This is a genomic window from Pseudomonas sp. McL0111 (genome assembly GCF_052567255.1).
The window spans coordinates 5722860-5741164 of the sequence record NZ_CP199585.1; the positions used below are offsets into that span (position 1 = coordinate 5722860).

The window sequence follows — 18305 nt, forward strand, 5'->3', positions numbered from 1 at the left end:
TCCGCCTGACGTATTATCTGAACTCTGACAACTTATCCTTGATATCGGACAAACCATGGCCTGGCTCGATGCTCACACGATTTTTGACGCGGATGCCTTTACTGCGCCGGTCATCGGCGTCGCCGCGACTCTTGGTGATCACGACTCCGGCCTGCACCGGCATCATCGTGGACAGTTGCTGTATACCCGTCAGGGCTGCACCCGCATCACTTTGGCGCAGCAGTTATGCCTGCTGCCGCCGTCGCGTGCGGCATGGATTCCTCCCGGTGTCAGCCACCGTGCGGTGATGCAGCAAAGCGTCGATTACCGCTCGATCTACCTGTTGCCGGAATGCTGCAACGACTTGCCGCAACAGGTGTGTGTAATTGAAGTCAGTCCTTTGCTGCGCGCCGTGCTTGAGCCGATGGCGACAGCCGCTTTCGATACCGACTGGCAGCACGGTAAATTCGCCCATCTGTTGGGTCTGTGCCTGAGCGAGATCGCAGAAGCGGCCCAGCAACCAATGCTCTTGCCGCTGCCCCGGGACCAGCGCTTATCGGCGTTGCTCTCCACTCCCGAACAATTGCCGCCGGAACTGCAAGTGCTGGAGCAAAAAATCGGCGCCAGCGCCCGCACTATCGGTCGAATTTTCCAGCGTGAAACCGGGATGAACTACCAGCAATGGCGCCAACAGTGGCGGTTGATGCGCGCCATGGAGTTGCTCGCCATTGGGCGCAACCTCGGCTATTGCGCATTCGAACTGGGGTTTGCCAGCGATAGCGCTTTCATCGCCTTCTTCAAAGCGATGACCGGTAACACCCCCGCACGATGGCTGAAATAAACACCTGACGACCGGCAGCAAAAAACAATTGCGACAAAATATTACTAGCGTCATATTATCAGCGTAATAATCGCCGATTCCATAGGTATTACCGCCATGACCAGTATGCCGACCCACGAGCCCGACCTCGCCGTCCCGACCGCCGCCGCCCGGCCTCCCCTGCGCAAACGTCTGTTGTTGCCGGGGCTGGGCTTGATCGTTTTGGTGGCTGCCGGACTGTATGCCGTTCACTGGTGGGGCAACGGGCGGTTTTTAGAGGAAACCGATGATGCCTACATCGGGGGCGACGTCACGGTGATAGGGCCGAAGGTCGCTGGCTACATCGAAGAAGTTCTGGTCAGCGACAACCAGTCGGTAAAGGCCGGCGACGTGTTGATCCGCCTCGATGCCCGCGACTATCGCGCCAATCTGGCCAAGGCCGAAGGTGCGGTCGCCGCCGAACAGGCCTTGCTGGCCAACCTCGATGCCACTGAGCAATTGCAACAAGCGGTGATCGGTCAGGCCCGCGCCGGCATCGATGCGGCCGGCGCCGAGACCTCACGTTCGCGGGATGACAATGCGCGCTACAAACGTCTGGTAACTACGAATGCCGTCTCGGTCGAAAGCGCACAACGCGCCGACGCCACGTTCAAGACTGCTCAGGCTTTGAGTGCCCGCGCCCAGGCTGAACTGCTCGCCGCACAACGCCAGCTCGCAGTGATAGACACCCAGAAACAACAGGCCCGCGCCGCGCTGATGCAAGCCCGCGCCGAGCGCGATCTGGCGCAACTCAATCTCGGTTACACCGAATTGCGGGCGCCGGTCGATGGCGTGATAGGCAATCGCCGCGCCCGGGTGGGTGCCTATGCGCAGGCCGGTTCACAGCAACTGTCGGTGGTGCCGGCCAGCGGGCTGTGGGTTGATGCCAATTTCAAGGAAGACCAATTGGCGCGGATGAAACCCGGCCAGCGTGTGAGCATTCGCGCCGATGTGTTGTCCGGCCAGGAATTTCATGGTCGACTCGACAGCCTCGCCCCGGCCACTGGCTCGCAGTTCAGCGTGCTGCCACCGGAAAACGCCACCGGCAACTTCACCAAGATTGTGCAGCGCGTACCGGTGCGGATTTTGCTCGATCCGGCCGACGGTGTGCTCGGGCATCTGCGTCCGGGCCTGTCGGTGACTGCGGAAGTCGACACCCGCGCCCAACCTGAAACCACCGCCGTAGCCGCTGCGCCATGAGCCGCGCCCTCACCCTTGCGGCGCAGCCGTTCAACCCGGCGGACATGGCCACCGCGACCAAAGTGTTCGCCTTCGCCACCATGTGCATCGGCATGTTCATTGCGCTGCTGGACATCCAGATCGTCTCGGCATCGCTGCGCGACATCGGCGGCGGTTTGTCCGCCGGCACCGACGAAACCGCATGGGTGCAGACCAGTTATCTGATCGCCGAGATCATCGTGATCCCGTTGTCCGGCTGGCTGTCGCGGGTGTTCTCGACGCGTTGGCTGTTCTGCGCTTCGGCGGTTGGATTTACCTTGGCCAGTCTGCTTTGCGGCATCGCCTGGAACATCCAGAGCATGATCGCCTTTCGGGCGCTGCAAGGGTTTCTTGGTGGTTCGATGATTCCGCTGGTGTTCACCACGGCGTTCTTTTTCTTCACCGGCAAACAACGGGTAATCGCCGCCGCAACCATCGGAGCGGTCGCCTCGCTGGCGCCGACCATGGGACCGGTAATCGGCGGCTGGATCACTGATATTTCGTCGTGGCACTGGCTGTTCTATATCAATCTGGTGCCGGGGATTTTTGTTGCTGTGGCGGTGCCGATGCTGGTGAAAATCGACCAGCCGGAACTGTCGCTGCTCAAGGGCGCGGATTATCTGAGCATGGTATTTCTCGCGCTGTTTCTCGGCTGCCTGGAATACACCATGGAAGAAGGCCCGCGCTGGAACTGGTTCAGCGATCAAACCATTCTGACCACCGCGTGGATCAGCGGTCTGGCCGGGATCGCCTTTATAGGTCGCACCTTGCATGTGGCCAATCCGATTGTCGATCTGCGGGCGCTGAAGGATCGTAATTTCGCCCTCGGCTGCTTCTTTTCCTTCGTCACCGGCATCGGCCTGTTCGCGACCATTTACCTGACACCGCTGTTTCTTGGGCGAGTGCGCGGCTATAGCGCGCTGGACATTGGTCTGGCGGTTTTCTCTACGGGCGTATTCCAGATCATGGCGATTCCGCTGTATGCCTTTCTCGCCAACCGCGTTGATCTGCGCTGGATCATGATGGTCGGGCTGGGCTTGTTTGCGGTGTCGATGTGGGAATTCAGCCCGATCACCCACGACTGGGGCGCCGGTCAACTGATGCTGCCGCAAGCTCTGCGCGGGATAGCCCAGCAACTGGCGGTGCCACCGGCCGTGACTTTGACCCTCGGCGGGTTGGCACCGGCACGGCTGAAACATGCCTCGGGCCTGTTCAATCTGATGCGTAACCTGGGTGGCGCGATTGGTATCGCAGCCTGCGCGACAATCCTCAATGATCGAACCAACCTGCATTTCACCCGGTTGGCCGAGCATTTGAACAGCAGCAATGAAGCGCTGAATCAGTGGCTGTCCGAGGTCGGCAGCAACCTCGCCACCCTCGGTCAAAGCGGTGACGTCGGCGTCACCGGCGCCTTGCATCAGCTATGGCTGCTGACCTATCGCGAGGCGCAGACCCAGACTTACGGCGACACGTTTCTAATGATTATGGTGTGCTTCATCATCGCCACGGCGATGGTGCCCTTGATGCGCAAGGTGCAACCACCGGCCGCGCCGAGTGCGGATGCACATTGACGGAATGCATATCCCCTTGAGGGAGCGAGCTTGCTCGCGAAAGCGGTGTATCAGACAACGATAAGCTGACTGACACTCCGTCTTCGCGAGCAAGCTCGCTCCCACAAGGGGAATGGCGTATGGCGTTAGAGCTGCGGGGTTTTGCGGAAGCCTACCGCCAGACGATTCCAGCTGTTGATGGTGCTGATTGCCACGCTCAGATCGACCATCTCCTTTGGCGAGAACTGCGCGGCAACGGCCTCGTAGTCTTCGTCCGGGGCGTGGGTCAGGCTCAGTTGGGTCAGGGATTCGGTCCACAGCAGTGCAGCACGTTCGCGGTCGGTGAAGAACGGCGCCTCACGCCACGCGGTAACGGCGAACAGTCGGCGTGGCGTTTCGCCGCCCTTGATCGCGTCAGCGGTGTGCATGTCGATGCAGAACGCGCAGCCGTTGATCTGCGACGAACGCAGTTTGACCAGTTCGATCAGGGTCTTTTCCAGCGGCAGTTTCGAGACCGCGGTTTCCAGGGCGATCATGGCTTTGAGTGCGTCTGGGGAGGCGGTGTAGAAATCGACACGAGGTTTCATGGTGGTTCTCCGGGGCCAGTGAATGTGTGACTAAGGTAGTCCCGTCACTGCCCCGAACAAATAGCCAATCTCCCGGAAGACGGGTAGACCACGCCACTCAGACCTGATTACGCAACCATTGCAGAAAACCCTTCTTGGCCACCACCGCCGGCAGGTCCTGCGTCAGGCTTTGCGCCTTGTGCAAACGGAAGTCGAGCAAGGCTTTCATTGCATCGTTGATGTCGTGGCGCGCATCCAGACAAGGCTTGAGATAGCTTTTCTCGATGCGATACAGCGCACAGAAAGTTTTCGCCGCAAACGTCGCCGGCACCGACGAATCGGACAGAATCCCCGCCTCGCCGATCACCTCCCCCGGCCCCATGCGCCCGGACTCGAACGGTGTGCCGTGACGGATCAACGTCACGGAAATCACGCCGGATTCGATGATAAACAAGTGATCGCTGACCTCTCCAGACTCCAGAATGGTTTCCCCGGCGCGGAAGGTTTGCAGGGTCATGTTCTGGCTGAAGGTGTCTTTCTCTTCCTGACGCAACGTGGAGAAAATCGGCGAACTGTCGAGCAACGCCCGTGGCCGCGAAAGGTTGGCCGGCACATTGGCTTCGACGTTCGACAGCAGATTGACGCCGCTGGCCTGCAAATGCCGGTACGCCAGATCGAACAGTTGATTGCGCACTGAACGCTTCTGATCCATCGACGAAACAAACCCACTGATTTCATATTCCACCCCGGCGCTGCTGGAGCTTTTCAGCGCCACGCTCGGTGCCGGGTTGTCGAGCAGTGGCCGGCACCCCTGCATCGCCCGTTCCAGTGCGTCGATCACCGTGGTCGGTCGAGTATGTGGACTGACTTGAATACTCACCGCCAGCCCGAACATGTTGCTCGGGCGACTGAAGTTGATGATCTTGGCCTTGGCCGCCAGCGAGTTGGGAATCACCGCCATGCTGCCCTGACTGGTTTGCAGGCGCGTGGCACGCCAGTCGATATCGATGACCCGGCCTTCGGTGCCATCGATGGAGATCCAGTCATCGATCTGATAAGGCTTGGTGGTGTTGAGGACGATCCCGGAAAACACGTCGCTCAAGGTGCTTTGCAGCGCCAGACCGACAATGATCGCCAACGCCCCGGACGTCGCCAGCACGCCTTTGACCGGCAGATCCAGCACGTAGGCCAGCGCGGCAATAATGGCGATCAGGAAAATCACTGCCCCAAGCAGATCCTGCAACAACCGACCGGTGTGCCCGACGCGCTGCATCATCACCGCACCGATCAACACCGTCAGAGTGCGCGCACCGAACAGCCACCAGCCAATCTGCAACCCGGTCGCCGCCAGGTGTAGCGGCACGTTGTCGGCCCACGGCGCCGGCTCCATCGGATTGAGGCCTTCGTTGAACAACAGCACGCTGAACAGACTGAAAATCAGCACCCGCACCAGCAGCTTCCACTCGCTGCCTCGGGAACTGATCAGGCGCCACAGACACAGATCGAGAAGAATCAGGATCAACGCGCAAAACAACGGATGTTCAGTCAGCAGTGACAGCATCAAACAACTCCGACGGGGCCCAATCGCGAGAAGATCGCACAGATTGGGTCAGTGTAGGAGCAATTGATTTCAGCGGATGAAAGCCCTCACAAAAACAACAAAAAACCCCTGTGGGAGCGAGCTTGCTCGCGAAAGCGGTGGATCAGTCAAAGTTGCATCGACTGACACTCCGTCTTCGCGAGCAAGCCCACTCCCACAGGGGTGATGTGTAGCTATTGAGTACCCGGTTTACCCGTGCATCCGCCCAAACTGCCCGGACTGGAAGTCGGCGAAGGCCTGATGAATTTCCTGCTCGGTATTCATCACGAACGGACCGTGACCGACGATCGGCTCGTCAATCGGCTCGCCGCTGAGCAGCAACACCACCGCGTCCTCGCTGGCTTCAAGCGTCAACTGCTGACCGTCACGTTCGAACAGCGCCAACTGCCCTACCCGCACCGATTCAACACCATTGACCTGTACCGAACCTTTCAACACCACCAGCGCCGTGTTGCGCCCTTCGTGCAAATCAAGGGTCAACAACTTGCCAGCGTTCAGACGCAGGTCCCAGACATCAATCGGAGTAAAGGTGCGCGACGGGCCTTTGTGGCCCTCGAACTCACCGGCAATCAGGCGCAGGCTGCCGGCGTTGTCCTTGAGGGCGATGCTCGGGATATCACTGTCGAGAATCGTCTGATAACCAGGCTCGGCCATCTTGTCCTTGGCCGGCAGGTTGACCCACAACTGCACCATTTCCAGCTTGCCACCGGTTTTAGCGAAGTTTTCCGAGTGGAACTCCTCATGCAAGATGCCGGAAGCAGCAGTCATCCACTGCACATCGCCCGGGCCAATCGTACCGCCACTGCCGGTGGAGTCGCGGTGCTGCACTTCGCCGTCATACACAATCGTCACCGTCTCAAAACCACGGTGCGGATGCTGACCGACGCCACGACGCTCAGTCGTCGGCGTGAACTCAGCGGGACCAGCATGATCCAGCAACAGAAACGGACTGATGTGCTTAGCCAGATTGTCATAAGAAAACAGAGTGCGAACCGGAAACCCATCGCCGACCCAATGGCCGCGAGGGCTGGTGTAAATACCGATGATGTTCTTCATGTTGCCTCCAGAACGAGTGAATGACGCATTGGATTAAGCATAAATCCAAGAGAATTAATGCACTAGACGGTAAAAACCGGCCTCATCGTTCCATATAAAGAACAATCCAACGCCAAAAGCTCCCCTGTAGGAGCTCACGAGTGCAACGAGGCAGCGATCTTTTGACCTTGTTTTTCTAAAAGCAAAGTCAAAAGATCGCAGCGTGCCGCAGCTCCACAGGGAATGCGTCTACCAGCCAGAGATTGGTCGGCTGTCAGGCCGCCAAGTTCCGCTTCGCTCCACCACCACTCACAGGATGAGCGTTAGCTCGGCTGTGCTCTTGATCTTGATCTTGATCTGAGAGGTCCGTCGGCAGGCTGAGTGGAGGGATTCATCCGGGGGTTGGCGCGTAGCGCCGTTTGGCGGAGCCAAATGCATCGAGAGGAGGTGCAGCGAAGCAAACCGTAGGCGATGCCCCCGGATGAATCCCGGAGCGAAGGAACCCCGAGCCCCAGCGAGCGGGCCGAACGTCAGGACAAAGCCTTTTGGGTTACCTTTTCGGCGTTTGGAAAAGGTGACCCGCCGTAAGGGCGGAACCCTAAGCCGCCATCACCGCAGCAACGGATATGCACCCAATCCAAAATCCAAAATCCAAAAAAACATTCGTGCCCCCAGATCAACACTGCTTTGCCCAACCCCCTATTTTTCCCACCCACCCAATCAAGGAAACTGCCCCCAATCCCCACTAAACCCAAGGAGCAAAAAATGCCCATTCCAGCATTCGGCCAAGGCACATTCCGCCTGCAAGGCCAAGTCGTCATCGACTCAGTAACAACCGCCCTCGACCTCGGCTACCGCGTCATAGACACCGCACAAATCTACGAAAACGAAGCCGAAGTCGGCCAAGCCATCACCGCCAGCGGCATCCCCCGCGAAGAACTGTTCATCACCAGCAAAATCTGGGTCGCCAACTTCGCCAAGGATCGCCTGATCGACAGCCTCAAAGAGAGCCTGCAAAAACTCCAGACCGACTACCTCGACCTGACCCTGATCCACTGGCCATCGCCAGAAAACCAGGTTCCCGTCGAAGAATTCATGAACACGCTACTGGAAGCCAAACGCCTGGGCCTGACCCGCCAGATCGGTATCTCCAACTTCACCATCGACCTGATGAAACAGGCCATCGCCGCCATCGGCGCCGAAAACATCGCCACCAACCAGATCGAACTGCATCCCTACCTGCAAAACCGCAAAGTGGTCGAATTCGCCCAGAGCCAAGGCATCCAGATCACCTCGTACATGACCCTCGCCTATGGCGAAGTGCTGCAAGACCCACTGCTCCAGCAGATCGCCGAGCGCCTGCACGCCACCCCGGCGCAGGTCACTCTGGCCTGGGCCATGCAACTGGGTTACGCGGTGATTCCGTCGTCGACCAAACGCGCCAACCTGCAAAGCAATCTCGGCGCCACCGCGATCACCCTGAGCGATGCCGACATGGCGCTGATCGCCACGCTGGATCGCGGCCATCGCCTGACCAGCCCGAAAGGCATTGCGCCGCAGTGGGATTGATCGTTCAGGCCTGAAGATGCTGCGCGAGGCCGTGCATGGCCTCGCGCAAGGTTTTGATTGCCTTGCCCAGCGCAACCGACTCGGCGTCGTGGCACGCCTGATCGAGATCAGCGCATGCCGACACCAGCCGCGCGGCGCCGACCATTTGCGCGCCGCCCTTGATGTGATGAGCCAGATCGCGCAGCCCGCCGGGGTCTTGTCCCACATCATCAAGCCGTTGCAGGTCGTGGTGCAGACTGCTCAGCACTTCCTCGCGCAAACGCACAATCATCGATTGATCGGCACCGGCCAACTGTTCCAGTGCACTCAAATCGATTTCCTTCAGCGGCAGCGCCTCGCTCGCATCGCCGGGAATCGCGCTATGGCTGACACCCTTCAGCGCCTTCATCAGATGGGGCAAGAGAATCGGTTTGAACAGACAATCGTCCATGCCGGCAGCCAGGCAACGAGTCTTTTCCTCGGCTTGAGCGTTGGCGGTAAAACCAAGGATCAGGCAACGTGCCCTGCCGTTCGCCGCTTCCTCTTCACGGATCTCCCGCGCCAGTTCATAGCCATTACGCCGTGGCATGTTGCAGTCGGTGATGACCACATCGAACCGTTGGGCCTGCCACTTCGCCAGTCCCGACTCTCCATCGCCGGTATCAACCGTACGGTGGCCCAAATCACTTAATTGCCAGCACAGCAACAGCCGGTTCACCGGGTGATCATCCACCACCAGAACACTCAGCGAACGCTGCGGCGCAGTCGTCAGCTCAGGATCTGTCGTGTCCGGTACCAGCGCCACCAGCATCGGCAACTCTAGAGTCACGTCAACCCGTGTGCCCTGCCCGGGCTCACTGTCGAGGCGCAATGTGCCGCCCATCATTTCGCAGAGACTGCGACTGATCACCAACCCCAATCCGGAACCACTGCGCGCCGATTGCGGATTGTTACCTGCCTGGACAAACGGACTGAACAAGCGTTGCCGATCCTCGGCGCTGATGCCGACGCCGCTGTCTTCGATGACCACGCACACCATCAAACGGTCCTCTCCTGCACTGGTCACTTGCAGGTGCAGAGTCACCTCACCGTCGTCGGTGAACTTGATCGCGTTGCTCAACAGATTCGACAGCACCTGCTTGAACCGCGTCGGGTCAATCAGCACGTCAACGTCGCTGCGTGCATCCAGCTCGATATGCCACAGCAAGTGTTTCTGCCGGGCCAGCCCCTCGAAGACCCGGCATACGCAACTGACCAGATCACGCAGATTGGCCCGCTCGGGTGCCAGGGACAGATGCCCTGATTCGATACGCGCGACGTCAAGAATATCGCCGATCAACTCCAGCAATTGCTGGCCGGCACCGGAAGCCACCTGAATCGCCAGACGATCGGTGACGCCCTCCTCGGCGCGCTTGAGCGCCAGTTCGAGCATGCCAAGCAAGGCATTCATCGGCGTACGAATTTCATGACTCATGGTTGCCAGAAAAGTGGTCTTGGCGCGATTGGCGTCGTCTGCCGCATCCTTGGCCTCTTGCAGTTGCCGCAGCCATTGCTGGCGCTGACGGATCTGCCGCCGTTGAAAACCGATCCAGCCCATCGCCAGCACCAACAAAACAGCCGCAGCGGAGAATCCGCGAATGATTACCTGACGATGGCGTAACCAATAGTTGTCATCGACCACCGCGTCGTGGCTCCAGCGCTCGACCAGTTCATCCATTTCCTGCGGGGCGATGCTCAGTAGCGCCTTGTTCAGAATGGAATGCAGCGCCGCCGACTGCGGCGCAGTGGCCAACGCCAGACGAGCCGGCTGGTCGCCCACGGTCGTGGCGATGCGCAAACGCTCACGGTATTGACGGGCAATCAGATAACGCGCGACCAGCAATGAACTCACCGTCGCGTCCGCCTGCCCTTTGTCGATCAGCGCCATACCCTCGGCCGGGCTCTTGACCTCGACCCAGCGAATTGTGGGCACCCGGTCCGACAGATAAGCACGCAACGGGTGACCGCGATAAATCGCCAGACGCTTGCCGTCGAGGTCATCCAGACTGCGCGGACTCTGCGCCGTCGTCGCACTGACCAGCACAAATGGATTGTTCAAATAAGCACGGGTAAACCGCAGCTCTCGTTCACGCTCACTGCTGGGCGTCACCACCGGCAACAGATCGAGTTCACCGGCCTTGAGTTGCTCGATCTGCCGATCCAGCGAACCACCGCGCACGATCTCGAATTGCAAGCCGCTGCGCTGGCCGATCAGGGCCAGCAACTGCGCGGCAAGCCCCCGAAACCGGCCGTCAGGATCAAAAAACGTCAAGGGTGCAAAGTCTTCGATAGCACCCACTCGCACTACCGGATGTTGGTCCAGCCAGGTCTGCTCAATGGCGCTCAGCCTCACCCGCGATTGCGCGGTCATCTCGGCGCGGCCAGCGCTCCAGCGTTGCTCGATACGCTGGCGGCGTTCCATGGGGATGGCAGCCAGCGCCTTGTCGACAATATGTTGCAAACGAACATCGGTGCGCAGCAGGGCAAAACCGAACGAATTGGCGTCCAGGCCCGATGGGCCGGCCAATTGCAAGTCATTGCGATAATTAGTGTTGATCAGGTAATTGGCGCTGATGAGGTCGCCCAGATAAACGTCGTCCGCACCGAACGCTACTGCCCCCAGGGCATCCATCGCCGATGCGTAACGTTGCACACTGGAGTCGGGATAGAAAGCTTGCACAGTCGCCAGCGGCAGATAGTCCTCGACCATTGCAATACGCCTGCCAGCCAGATCCGCCGGCAGTATGTCGTCGAGTCGAGTCACCAGCATCGGCTGATCCTCGGCGTAAGCCCGGGAAAGTATCAGCTCGGGGTTGGCTATCTCGAAGCTGTTCGAGGTTCCCAGCAGGTCGAGATCGCCGTGCTTGAGCGCTGCAATCACCTCATCGCGACCAGAGTAACGCCGTACCTCAATGCGCGTACCCAACAGTTGCGCCAACAGGGCCGCGTAATCGGCAGTCAGCCCTTCAAGATCCTGGTTATTGCGGGTAATTTCAAACGGCGGGTAATCGGGGCCGGAAATCCCCATGCGAAGCACCGGATGCTGACGCAGCCATTGCCGGTCCTGATCGTCCAGTCGTACCTCGACATTTTCCAGCCTGGCGCGGGCCAGCACATCCAGCACCTGCGGTGCATCACTTGCCCAGCCCGGGGACGCAAGGACCAATAGCAATGCGAAAGTCCAGCGTCTGAGGCTCATGCGCGGTATCTCAGATCAAATGATTGCGCTTGGCGAAGTCCCGCAAATGCACGGTCGCTGCCACACCGAGTTTTTTCATCATGCGGGTTTTGTAGGTGCTGACGGTTTTATGGCTCAGGTGCATGTCTTCGGCAATGGCGGTGTTGGTCTTGCCGTGTGCCAGCTGTTCGAAAATGCTCAACTCGCGGTCGGAAAGCTGATCGATCAGCTGTTTTTCAGTGGCGTGTGCAGGATTCAGTTCGGGCAATGAGGAAAAATACGAGTAGCCCGACATCACCGCCTGAACGGCTTTTTGCAGTTGCTGCATCGGCTGGTCCTTGCACACATAAGCCATGGCGCCGTGACTCAGGCAGCGCCCCTGATAATGCAGCGGGTCCTGGGCCGAGAAGATCATGACGCGACAATCAAGATCGCTGGCATGGATGCGGCTCAACACTTCCAATCCATCGAGTAGCGGCAAACGCAGATCGAGCACCACCAGTTTCGGTCTGTGCTCGCGGATCAGCGACATTACCTCGTTGCCATTCGATGTTTCGTGAATCACCTTGAAGCGTTCGGCCTCCAGCACAATTCTGACAGCGGTGCGCACCGCCGGATGATCGTCGACGATCAGCGCTGACTTCATGACTGCTCCCGGTGCAGGAAAATTAGGTTTGCTGCGCAATGACTGTTGCACGGGAGTCGAAGCGAATCTACCTGTCAGATCTGACAGTTGCGAACGACGGTTAACTGTGCTCAAGCCCGTCGCTGCCGGGTCGCAGTGTGATTCCAGGATTCTGCCGCGTGTTCGCGAGGCGCATCGACCAGCGCCATCAGGTGCTCTATCGCGCCGGCATTGGGCAACGCGGCATGACTGATCTGCACGTTTTCCTGGGCGAACCCGGAAACTGACTGACGCGGTGCCGATGGCTCGTTGTAGATCAGCGCATGACGCACATGCGGGTTGTTCAGGAAAAAGCCCAACAGATCCAGCGAACCGGCGGCCAGTTCGGCATTGATGACCACCACGTCGAACGGCTCACAGCCGTACTCCACCAATGTCAGCAGTTCGACAAGACTTTGCGCCGGGGCAACGCGGTAGTAACCGAGGTGATTGAACAGGCGCTCGATTTTCATCCGGTGAAAATGCTGCGGGTCGGCAATCAGAATACGCAGGGATTTGTTGATCATCATCGATCTCCCGAGAGTAACGGTTTCAGGGAGTGGCAAGCCTACGCAAGGCCCGAGAAGTGTTCTGTAGGAACTTTCCTAAAAAAACGGTCATTCATCCACAGCGGATACATCGTTGCGCTGTTGCAGCCAGTGCAACAAATCTTCTCCAGCCATCGGCCACGCGTACCAATAGCCCTGCCCCTGCGTGCAGCCCAGTGCCAACAACTCGCGGCGTTGCGCATCGGTTTCGATGCCTTCGATCACCACCGTCATGCCGAGGGTCTCGCCTAACGCCAGAGTGCTGCTGATCGCGGCCCGGCAGCGGGGTTCGTGTTCGAGGTTGCGTATGAAATCGGCGTCGAGCTTGATCTCGTTGAAAGGCAACTGACACAAGCGCTGCAACGATGAAAACCCGGCGCCGAAGTCATCGATCGACAACCGGCAACCCATCATGCGCAACCGCACAAGACTTTCCATGCTGGTAGCCGGGGCCTCCAGCAAGCCGCTCTCGGTCAGCTCGAAGGTCAGGCTCGAACCGCAAGTGTGATGATGCGTCAGGAGGCTTTTGAGCGTGGAGGTCAGCTGCGCACTAGCCAGTTGCACAGCTTGCAGGTTGAACGCCATATTCAAGGCAAAACCTTGGGCACGTGCGCTACGTTGCACGGTCAACGCCTGATCGAGTTGCGCGAAGAGCATCTCGTCGAGCAGCCCACAACGCTCCAGGACGGGCATGAACAGCGCAGGTGAAATCACCCCGCGCGTCGGATGCAGCCAGCGGCACAACACTTCAACGCCACAAACTTCACCAGTGTGCAGGTTGAATTTCGGCTGATACCAGGCATGCAATTGCCCCTCTGCCAACGCCCGCCGAACCGACGTTTCACTGGCCAACGGCACGGCGCTCGCTGGTTCCGGCTGGCTGACCGGCCGATCGATGAACTTGTGCAGCAACTCGGCCAGCACTTGCGAATGCAAAGGCTTGCCGACGTCACCCAGCAGCTCAAGCCCAAGCAAAGCGACCATCTGATGCACCGCCCGCCGCAGGTCCGCCGACAGCGAACTGCTGATGATCACCGACTTGACCTGCCCCGACGCGCCAACGCGCTGCAAAAACTCCAGACCGTCCATGCCCTCCATCTGCAAATCGCACAAGGCGATATCAACCGTACCAATCGTGTCCAGTAGCGCCAGTGCCTGAGCGCCGTCGCTGGCCTCGAAGACTTGATCACAGCCCAGCGTCTGCAGCATGTTGACCGCTACGGAGCGCTGGAAAGCATGGTCTTCAAGCACCAGGACACGGAGCGGCAAGCTAGGCATGGAAATTGACTCTTTGGTTGAAGGGGTGGAATGAGTGTCCGCGAATACGGCAGGCAAATCGTCAGGAAAAGTCCCAACGTTTGTGGGAAATTTCCTAAGCATCGAGTTGCTCCAATAAGGGACCCAGTGTTTGCCGGTCCGCGGTACGAATCAGGCTCAACTGGCGGCGGTGAGTGGCGAAAATGGTCTCTGCCTGTGGTTGTCCGCGTCGAGTGTCGTGAATCACGCAGTGGCGAATCTGCGGATTACTCTGGAAAAAACGCACCGGATCGATGCCCGCCGCGACCAACAGTTCTCCGTTGATGATCATCAGGTCGAACTGCTCGAACGGATCAGATGAATAGTGAGTCAACGCCAGCAGCTCACGCAGTGAGCGCGCAGTCGTGAAGGCGCGATATCCCAATTCACCGAGGGATTTTTCGATTCGCAGGCGCTGACCGTTCTGTTCTTCGGCAATGAGGATTCGCAGGCATTTGTAGGACATGGTTTTTCGCAAATGACGTCGCACGCAAGGGACGCGGATCAATAGGCGACCACGCTAATCAAAACCTCTGGCCACCTATGTAGGACAAGTCTGAAAAACGGCCACGAAGCTCGCAAAGGCTTACAACAACGCCACACCGGGATGACCCGATGTGGCGCTTTCTCTGACTTGAGTCCTACCAGAGGTAGCGATAACCCAGGCTCACACCGAACGGTTGCTCGATGTCATTGCCCTTGGCGTATTCGGCATCCAGCGAGATCTTGCTTTTCTCGGTGACTTGCAACACACCGCCGAACCCCAGTTCCATGCGGTTCCCCGGCAGTTCAGAGTCGAACTTGTTGCCGTTGACCCGAACCTTGCTGTTGCCCGCATGCTCGGTGATCCACGAAGCCTTGACGTAAGGCTGCGCCTGCATGCCGTTGCTCAGCGTCAACTGGCGCCCGAACAATGAACCGATGCGGCTTTGCACCGAGTCAAGATCATCAGCCTTGACCCGCAAGCCGTTGCTGGCGGTGTAGCTCGCACCTTGCATACGGGTTGCGGTGAGTTCCAGTTGCGGCTCGACGAACCAGCCGTCCTTGAGCTTTATGTGTTTGCCAACCTCGACGTCCGCACCAATACCGTTGGTGCTGTAGGAACCTTTTACCGCCTGCCCAAGATTGGTCGGGGTCTTGATGTCGTTGTCGAAGCGGCTGTATTTCAGAACGCTGTCGACATACACGCCGTTGTCATTCAGATAGGTGGCGTAGACACCGAACATCCGGCTGTCGATTTCGCCCGAAGCGCCCTCACCGAAGTCCAGATCGGAACGCGCCGTGCCCAACATGCCACCGACGTAGACTTTGCCGCTGTCGAGGGCGAAGGCCTTGTCGGCACCGATCTCCAGACCGGTGATGTCCTGGGTATAGGCACGGCTGGATTGTTCGCTGACATCGAAGCGCTTGCCGATGGCGCGAGTCCAGATCCCGCCGTCATCCTTGCCCATGCGCAATTCGCCGAGGCGCTTGACCAGGGCGTTCATCTGCGCGTTCCACAGACCGGCACCGGCCGTGTGTGCGGCAATGGCGGCGTTGGCGCCTTTGGACAGGTTTTCCGGACCCGGGTCCACGGGACGTGGCGGGATTACCGGATCGACCGGCTTTACTGGGTCAACCGGCGTCACTGGATCTACCGGAGTGACTGGGTCCACGGGTTTTACCGGATCAACCGGATCAACCGGAATACTGCCGGCACTGCCCAATACCCAGTCATCACCCTGCTGGCTCAAGGTATAGCGAAACGCGCCGGCATCGACATGGCCGCCGTACAGGGCGAATTTCGCGTCGCCACCGTTGGTGTCCACCAACAGCAGACGACCGTCCGACGTGGTCGGCTCGCGCCCCGAATCACCGACGACCAACGTATGGTCACCGCTGGCCAGACCCGCGCCTTGTACTACCAGCAAATCATCGTGTTCACCGGCAATGTCGGTGTTCATCAAAATGCTGCCGCTGCCGGACAGGGCGTTGACGGTGAAAGTCTTGAAGCTGCCATCGGTGCTCGGCACAAAGGCCAGGCGGCCGCCGTTGAGGGTCAGCGAATCGACGGTTTTCACGCCGTTTTCCATGACGTTGACCGTGCCGCCCGCCTCCGCCACCAGACCGTTGGCCTGTGCGCCAGTGTAGAGATTGACCTGGCCGCCATTGCTGAGCGTGCTGTTATTGGCAGTGCCGGTGTCGTAGACGCTTTGGGTGCCGCCCTGCACTTGCGTGTCATTGGCTACCGCGCCGCCCAGCGTGCCACGGCGAATCGTTTGCTCACCGCCAGTGACGATCACGCTACCGGTGGCGGTAGCCATGTTAGTGAGATTTTGTATACCGCCATTGGCTATCTGCGTGTCATTGGCTCGGCCCATGATGTCCAGAGTCTGCACACTGCCGGCATTGATCAGAGTGCGGTTGGCCGTGGAATTGGTCACCGCTTGCTGACTGGCATTGAGTACGGTGTCGTAAGTCATGCCGCTGGTACCGACTGTTTGAGTGCCTCCGCCGTTGACCACCGTACCGTAACTGACACCACTGGAAATATTCTGCGTTGCACCCTCGACCTGAGTGTCGTAACTCACGCCATCGCGAAACACGCTCTGCGTTCCACTGCCGCTGACGGTGGTGCGATGGGTGGTGCCGTTGGTACCGACCGATTGCAATCCGGTCGTGACGCTTTCGTCATACACCACCGCCCCGCTGTTCACCGAAGCGGTATAGGCATTCGCGTGCAACGGCACCAGCAAGGCAACTGCGATGGCAATGGGCGAACGGCGGAATGACGGGACAAAGCTTTTCATGGGAAGCGCCTCAAGTGTGCCGTTTCCGGCACCTGCGTTTTCGGACTGAGCCCGAACCGCAGAGATCAGGGGTTCGCACTCGAGAGGCAGGTAATTTAGGAAATTGAGGAGATTTTTTGAGTAGGACTTTTCCCTATCTTTGTAGGAAATTTCCCAAGCGAAACGGTCAGGCTTGACCGCCCGCCAAAGCTGGAAAAGCGAGCCCGTTGCAGGCTCGCCCAATGGTCATCAGTTGCGGGAACCGACCACCGATGAACCGTAGGAAATGATCACTTCCACTCGACGGTTGAGCTGACGCGAGCGCGCACTGCCGTTGTCGGCAACCGGGAACTCCTTGCCGTAACCCTTGGTGATCAAGCGCTCGGGGCCGATGCCCATCTGCTGTAACGCACGGGCTACCGAGTCGGCACGACGCTCCGACAGCGACTGATTGAATGCATCACTACCGACGTCATCGGTGAAGCCTTCAATGCGCACTTTGCGCTCGGGATTGGCGCTCAGGTATTGACCCAGCTGTTCGAAGTTGCGCTGGCTGCCGTACTTGAGGTCGGACTTGCCAGTGTCGAACAGCACGTCACCGAAGGTCACGACTTCGCCACGCTCGGTTTTCTGCGCTTTCATCGCTTGCAGCGCTTTCAACTGCTGGGTGCGCACGTCGAGTTGCACCTGAGTGCGTTCGGCGTCGATTTTCTTCAACCCGGCCTCAGCCTGACGACCGGAGATGGTCTGTTCGGCGAGGGCGATTTTCTGGCTGGCGAGGTACGCCAACTGATCGATACCCGGCGCCTTGCGATCCTTCAGCGAAGCCTGATCAGCCTTGTTCAGCGCGCTGAAAGCATCCTTGGTTTCGATGGCCGCCAACGTGCTCGACTCAGGTTTCTGTTGCAGCGTTGCAAACTGCGAGCGTGCTTGCAGCAGTTGCGGGTTTTCCGGTGGCGTGGCGCAACCCGCAAGCATCAAGGCGAACAGCGAAACGACTGGCAATAATTTGAAATTCGGCATGGACTGTCCTTATTGAGCGTTGGCTGGCGGATTGAAGCCAGTGGTCGGGTCTTGCAGCATTTCCTGCTTCAGAACCTGGATGCCACTGCGGGCGTCGGTCAGCTGTTTCTGCAATTTGACGGCTTGCGCCTTGCGTTCGGCGAGGCTGGCATCCGCCTCGATCTGTTCAGCCAGGACCCGCGCCTGAACGTAATTACGTTCCCCCATGGCGCGTTCCATCAGAAACATCTTGTCCTGAGCGGCTTTCATTTCCAGCGGCGCGTATTGCGTCGCCTCGGCAGCAACGGCGCGGTTGACGGCGTCTCGGGAAAGGCTGATCTGCTGATCGGGAGCCGGCGCACTGGCGCAGGCACTCAAGGCCCCGGCCATGACCAACAGGCAGGCCGATACGCGTACGCGCGAAGACACACGTTTTATAGTCATCTACTACTCCT

15 protein-coding genes are annotated in these 18305 nt (G+C 59.0%); 4 read left to right on the forward strand and 11 right to left on the reverse strand.

What is annotated here, in order from left to right; genetic code table 11:
* Positions 1–55 precede the first annotated feature (55 nt).
* The 3 genes from ACTWLJ_RS25875 (at position 56) to ACTWLJ_RS25885 (ending at position 3627) form a co-directional block, all read left to right on the forward strand.
* Positions 56–820, forward strand: coding sequence for an AraC family transcriptional regulator (locus ACTWLJ_RS25875; RefSeq protein WP_445179020.1), 765 nt, complete (start codon positions 56–58; stop codon positions 818–820).
* 96 nt (positions 821–916) lie between these two features.
* Positions 917–2038 (forward strand): HlyD family secretion protein, encoded by a 1122-nt coding sequence (locus ACTWLJ_RS25880; protein WP_445179021.1) that lies wholly within the window; start codon positions 917–919, stop codon positions 2036–2038.
* Positions 2035–3627, forward strand: a complete 1593-nt coding sequence (locus tag ACTWLJ_RS25885) for a DHA2 family efflux MFS transporter permease subunit (RefSeq protein ID WP_445179022.1) — start codon at positions 2035–2037, stop codon at positions 3625–3627. The genes ACTWLJ_RS25880 and ACTWLJ_RS25885 overlap by 4 nt, the downstream gene beginning before the upstream one ends.
* Before the next feature lie 125 nt (positions 3628–3752).
* On the opposite strand, the gene ACTWLJ_RS25890 is transcribed toward ACTWLJ_RS25885, so the two are convergent.
* The 3 genes from ACTWLJ_RS25890 to ACTWLJ_RS25900 all read right to left on the reverse strand — a co-directional run bounded on the left by ACTWLJ_RS25890 (position 3753) and on the right by ACTWLJ_RS25900 (position 6828).
* The gene (locus ACTWLJ_RS25890) at positions 3753–4193 is read right to left on the reverse strand and encodes a carboxymuconolactone decarboxylase family protein (RefSeq protein WP_401210567.1); all 441 of its coding nucleotides are present in this window, start codon (positions 4191–4193) and stop codon (positions 3753–3755) included.
* Between the two features lie 97 nt (positions 4194–4290).
* A complete protein-coding gene (locus tag ACTWLJ_RS25895; RefSeq protein ID WP_445179023.1) occupies positions 4291–5733 on the reverse strand; it encodes a mechanosensitive ion channel domain-containing protein in 1443 nt (480 codons plus the stop codon).
* Between the two features lie 228 nt (positions 5734–5961).
* The gene (locus ACTWLJ_RS25900; RefSeq protein ID WP_445179024.1) at positions 5962–6828 is read right to left on the reverse strand and encodes a pirin family protein; all 867 of its coding nucleotides are present in this window, start codon (positions 6826–6828) and stop codon (positions 5962–5964) included.
* Between the two features lie 744 nt (positions 6829–7572).
* Between ACTWLJ_RS25900 and dkgB the strand changes: the two genes are divergently transcribed.
* Positions 7573–8376, forward strand: coding sequence for a 2,5-didehydrogluconate reductase DkgB (gene dkgB, locus ACTWLJ_RS25905; RefSeq protein WP_445179025.1), 804 nt, complete (start codon positions 7573–7575; stop codon positions 8374–8376).
* 4 nt (positions 8377–8380) lie between these two features.
* Here dkgB and ACTWLJ_RS25910 read toward each other — a convergent pair whose 3' ends face one another.
* From ACTWLJ_RS25910 to ACTWLJ_RS25945, 8 genes are all read right to left on the reverse strand, one after another.
* Positions 8381–11593, reverse strand: coding sequence for an ATP-binding protein (locus tag ACTWLJ_RS25910; RefSeq protein WP_445179026.1), 3213 nt, complete (start codon positions 11591–11593; stop codon positions 8381–8383).
* 10 nt (positions 11594–11603) lie between these two features.
* The gene (locus tag ACTWLJ_RS25915) at positions 11604–12218 is read right to left on the reverse strand and encodes a response regulator (protein WP_445179027.1); all 615 of its coding nucleotides are present in this window, start codon (positions 12216–12218) and stop codon (positions 11604–11606) included.
* A 110-nt stretch (positions 12219–12328) separates the two neighbouring features.
* Complete coding sequence (locus tag ACTWLJ_RS25920) at positions 12329–12763, reverse strand: chemotaxis protein CheY (RefSeq protein WP_445179028.1); 435 nt, start codon at positions 12761–12763, stop codon at positions 12329–12331.
* A 90-nt stretch (positions 12764–12853) separates the two neighbouring features.
* Positions 12854–14062, reverse strand: a complete 1209-nt coding sequence (locus ACTWLJ_RS25925) for an EAL domain-containing response regulator (RefSeq protein ID WP_445179029.1) — start codon at positions 14060–14062, stop codon at positions 12854–12856.
* 94 nt (positions 14063–14156) lie between these two features.
* Positions 14157–14546, reverse strand: coding sequence for a hypothetical protein (locus ACTWLJ_RS25930; protein ID WP_445179030.1), 390 nt, complete (start codon positions 14544–14546; stop codon positions 14157–14159).
* A gap of 175 nt (positions 14547–14721) precedes the next feature.
* Positions 14722–16869 (reverse strand): autotransporter outer membrane beta-barrel domain-containing protein, encoded by a 2148-nt coding sequence (locus ACTWLJ_RS25935; RefSeq protein ID WP_445179031.1) that lies wholly within the window; start codon positions 16867–16869, stop codon positions 14722–14724.
* 228 nt (positions 16870–17097) lie between these two features.
* Entirely contained in the window at positions 17098–17871 is a 774-nt protein-coding gene (locus ACTWLJ_RS25940) for an OmpA family protein (protein ID WP_445179032.1), read from the reverse strand.
* A 9-nt stretch (positions 17872–17880) separates the two neighbouring features.
* Positions 17881–18294: a DUF4398 domain-containing protein gene (locus tag ACTWLJ_RS25945; protein ID WP_445179033.1), complete on the reverse strand. Its 414-nt coding sequence runs from the start codon at positions 18292–18294 to the stop codon at positions 17881–17883.
* Positions 18295–18305 lie beyond the last annotated feature (11 nt).

Excerpts from the sequence above, each read along its gene's own strand:
- ACTWLJ_RS25875 (WP_445179020.1), top strand. The coding sequence starts at position 56 with ATGGCCTGGCTCGATGCTCACACGATTTTTGACGCGGATGCCTTTACT.
- ACTWLJ_RS25880 (WP_445179021.1), top strand. The coding sequence starts at position 917 with ATGACCAGTATGCCGACCCACGAGCCCGACCTCGCCGTCCCGACCGCC.
- ACTWLJ_RS25885 (WP_445179022.1), top strand. The coding sequence starts at position 2,035 with ATGAGCCGCGCCCTCACCCTTGCGGCGCAGCCGTTCAACCCGGCGGAC.
- ACTWLJ_RS25890 (WP_401210567.1), bottom strand. The coding sequence starts at position 4,193 with ATGAAACCTCGTGTCGATTTCTACACCGCCTCCCCAGACGCACTCAAA.
- ACTWLJ_RS25895 (WP_445179023.1), bottom strand. The coding sequence starts at position 5,733 with ATGCTGTCACTGCTGACTGAACATCCGTTGTTTTGCGCGTTGATCCTG.
- ACTWLJ_RS25900 (WP_445179024.1), bottom strand. The coding sequence starts at position 6,828 with ATGAAGAACATCATCGGTATTTACACCAGCCCTCGCGGCCATTGGGTC.
- dkgB (WP_445179025.1), top strand. The coding sequence starts at position 7,573 with ATGCCCATTCCAGCATTCGGCCAAGGCACATTCCGCCTGCAAGGCCAA.
- ACTWLJ_RS25910 (WP_445179026.1), bottom strand. The coding sequence starts at position 11,593 with ATGAGCCTCAGACGCTGGACTTTCGCATTGCTATTGGTCCTTGCGTCC.
- ACTWLJ_RS25915 (WP_445179027.1), bottom strand. The coding sequence starts at position 12,218 with ATGAAGTCAGCGCTGATCGTCGACGATCATCCGGCGGTGCGCACCGCT.
- ACTWLJ_RS25920 (WP_445179028.1), bottom strand. The coding sequence starts at position 12,763 with ATGATCAACAAATCCCTGCGTATTCTGATTGCCGACCCGCAGCATTTT.
- ACTWLJ_RS25925 (WP_445179029.1), bottom strand. The coding sequence starts at position 14,062 with ATGCCTAGCTTGCCGCTCCGTGTCCTGGTGCTTGAAGACCATGCTTTC.
- ACTWLJ_RS25930 (WP_445179030.1), bottom strand. The coding sequence starts at position 14,546 with ATGTCCTACAAATGCCTGCGAATCCTCATTGCCGAAGAACAGAACGGT.
- ACTWLJ_RS25935 (WP_445179031.1), bottom strand. The coding sequence starts at position 16,869 with ATGAAAAGCTTTGTCCCGTCATTCCGCCGTTCGCCCATTGCCATCGCA.
- ACTWLJ_RS25940 (WP_445179032.1), bottom strand. The coding sequence starts at position 17,871 with ATGCCGAATTTCAAATTATTGCCAGTCGTTTCGCTGTTCGCCTTGATG.
- ACTWLJ_RS25945 (WP_445179033.1), bottom strand. The coding sequence starts at position 18,294 with ATGACTATAAAACGTGTGTCTTCGCGCGTACGCGTATCGGCCTGCCTG.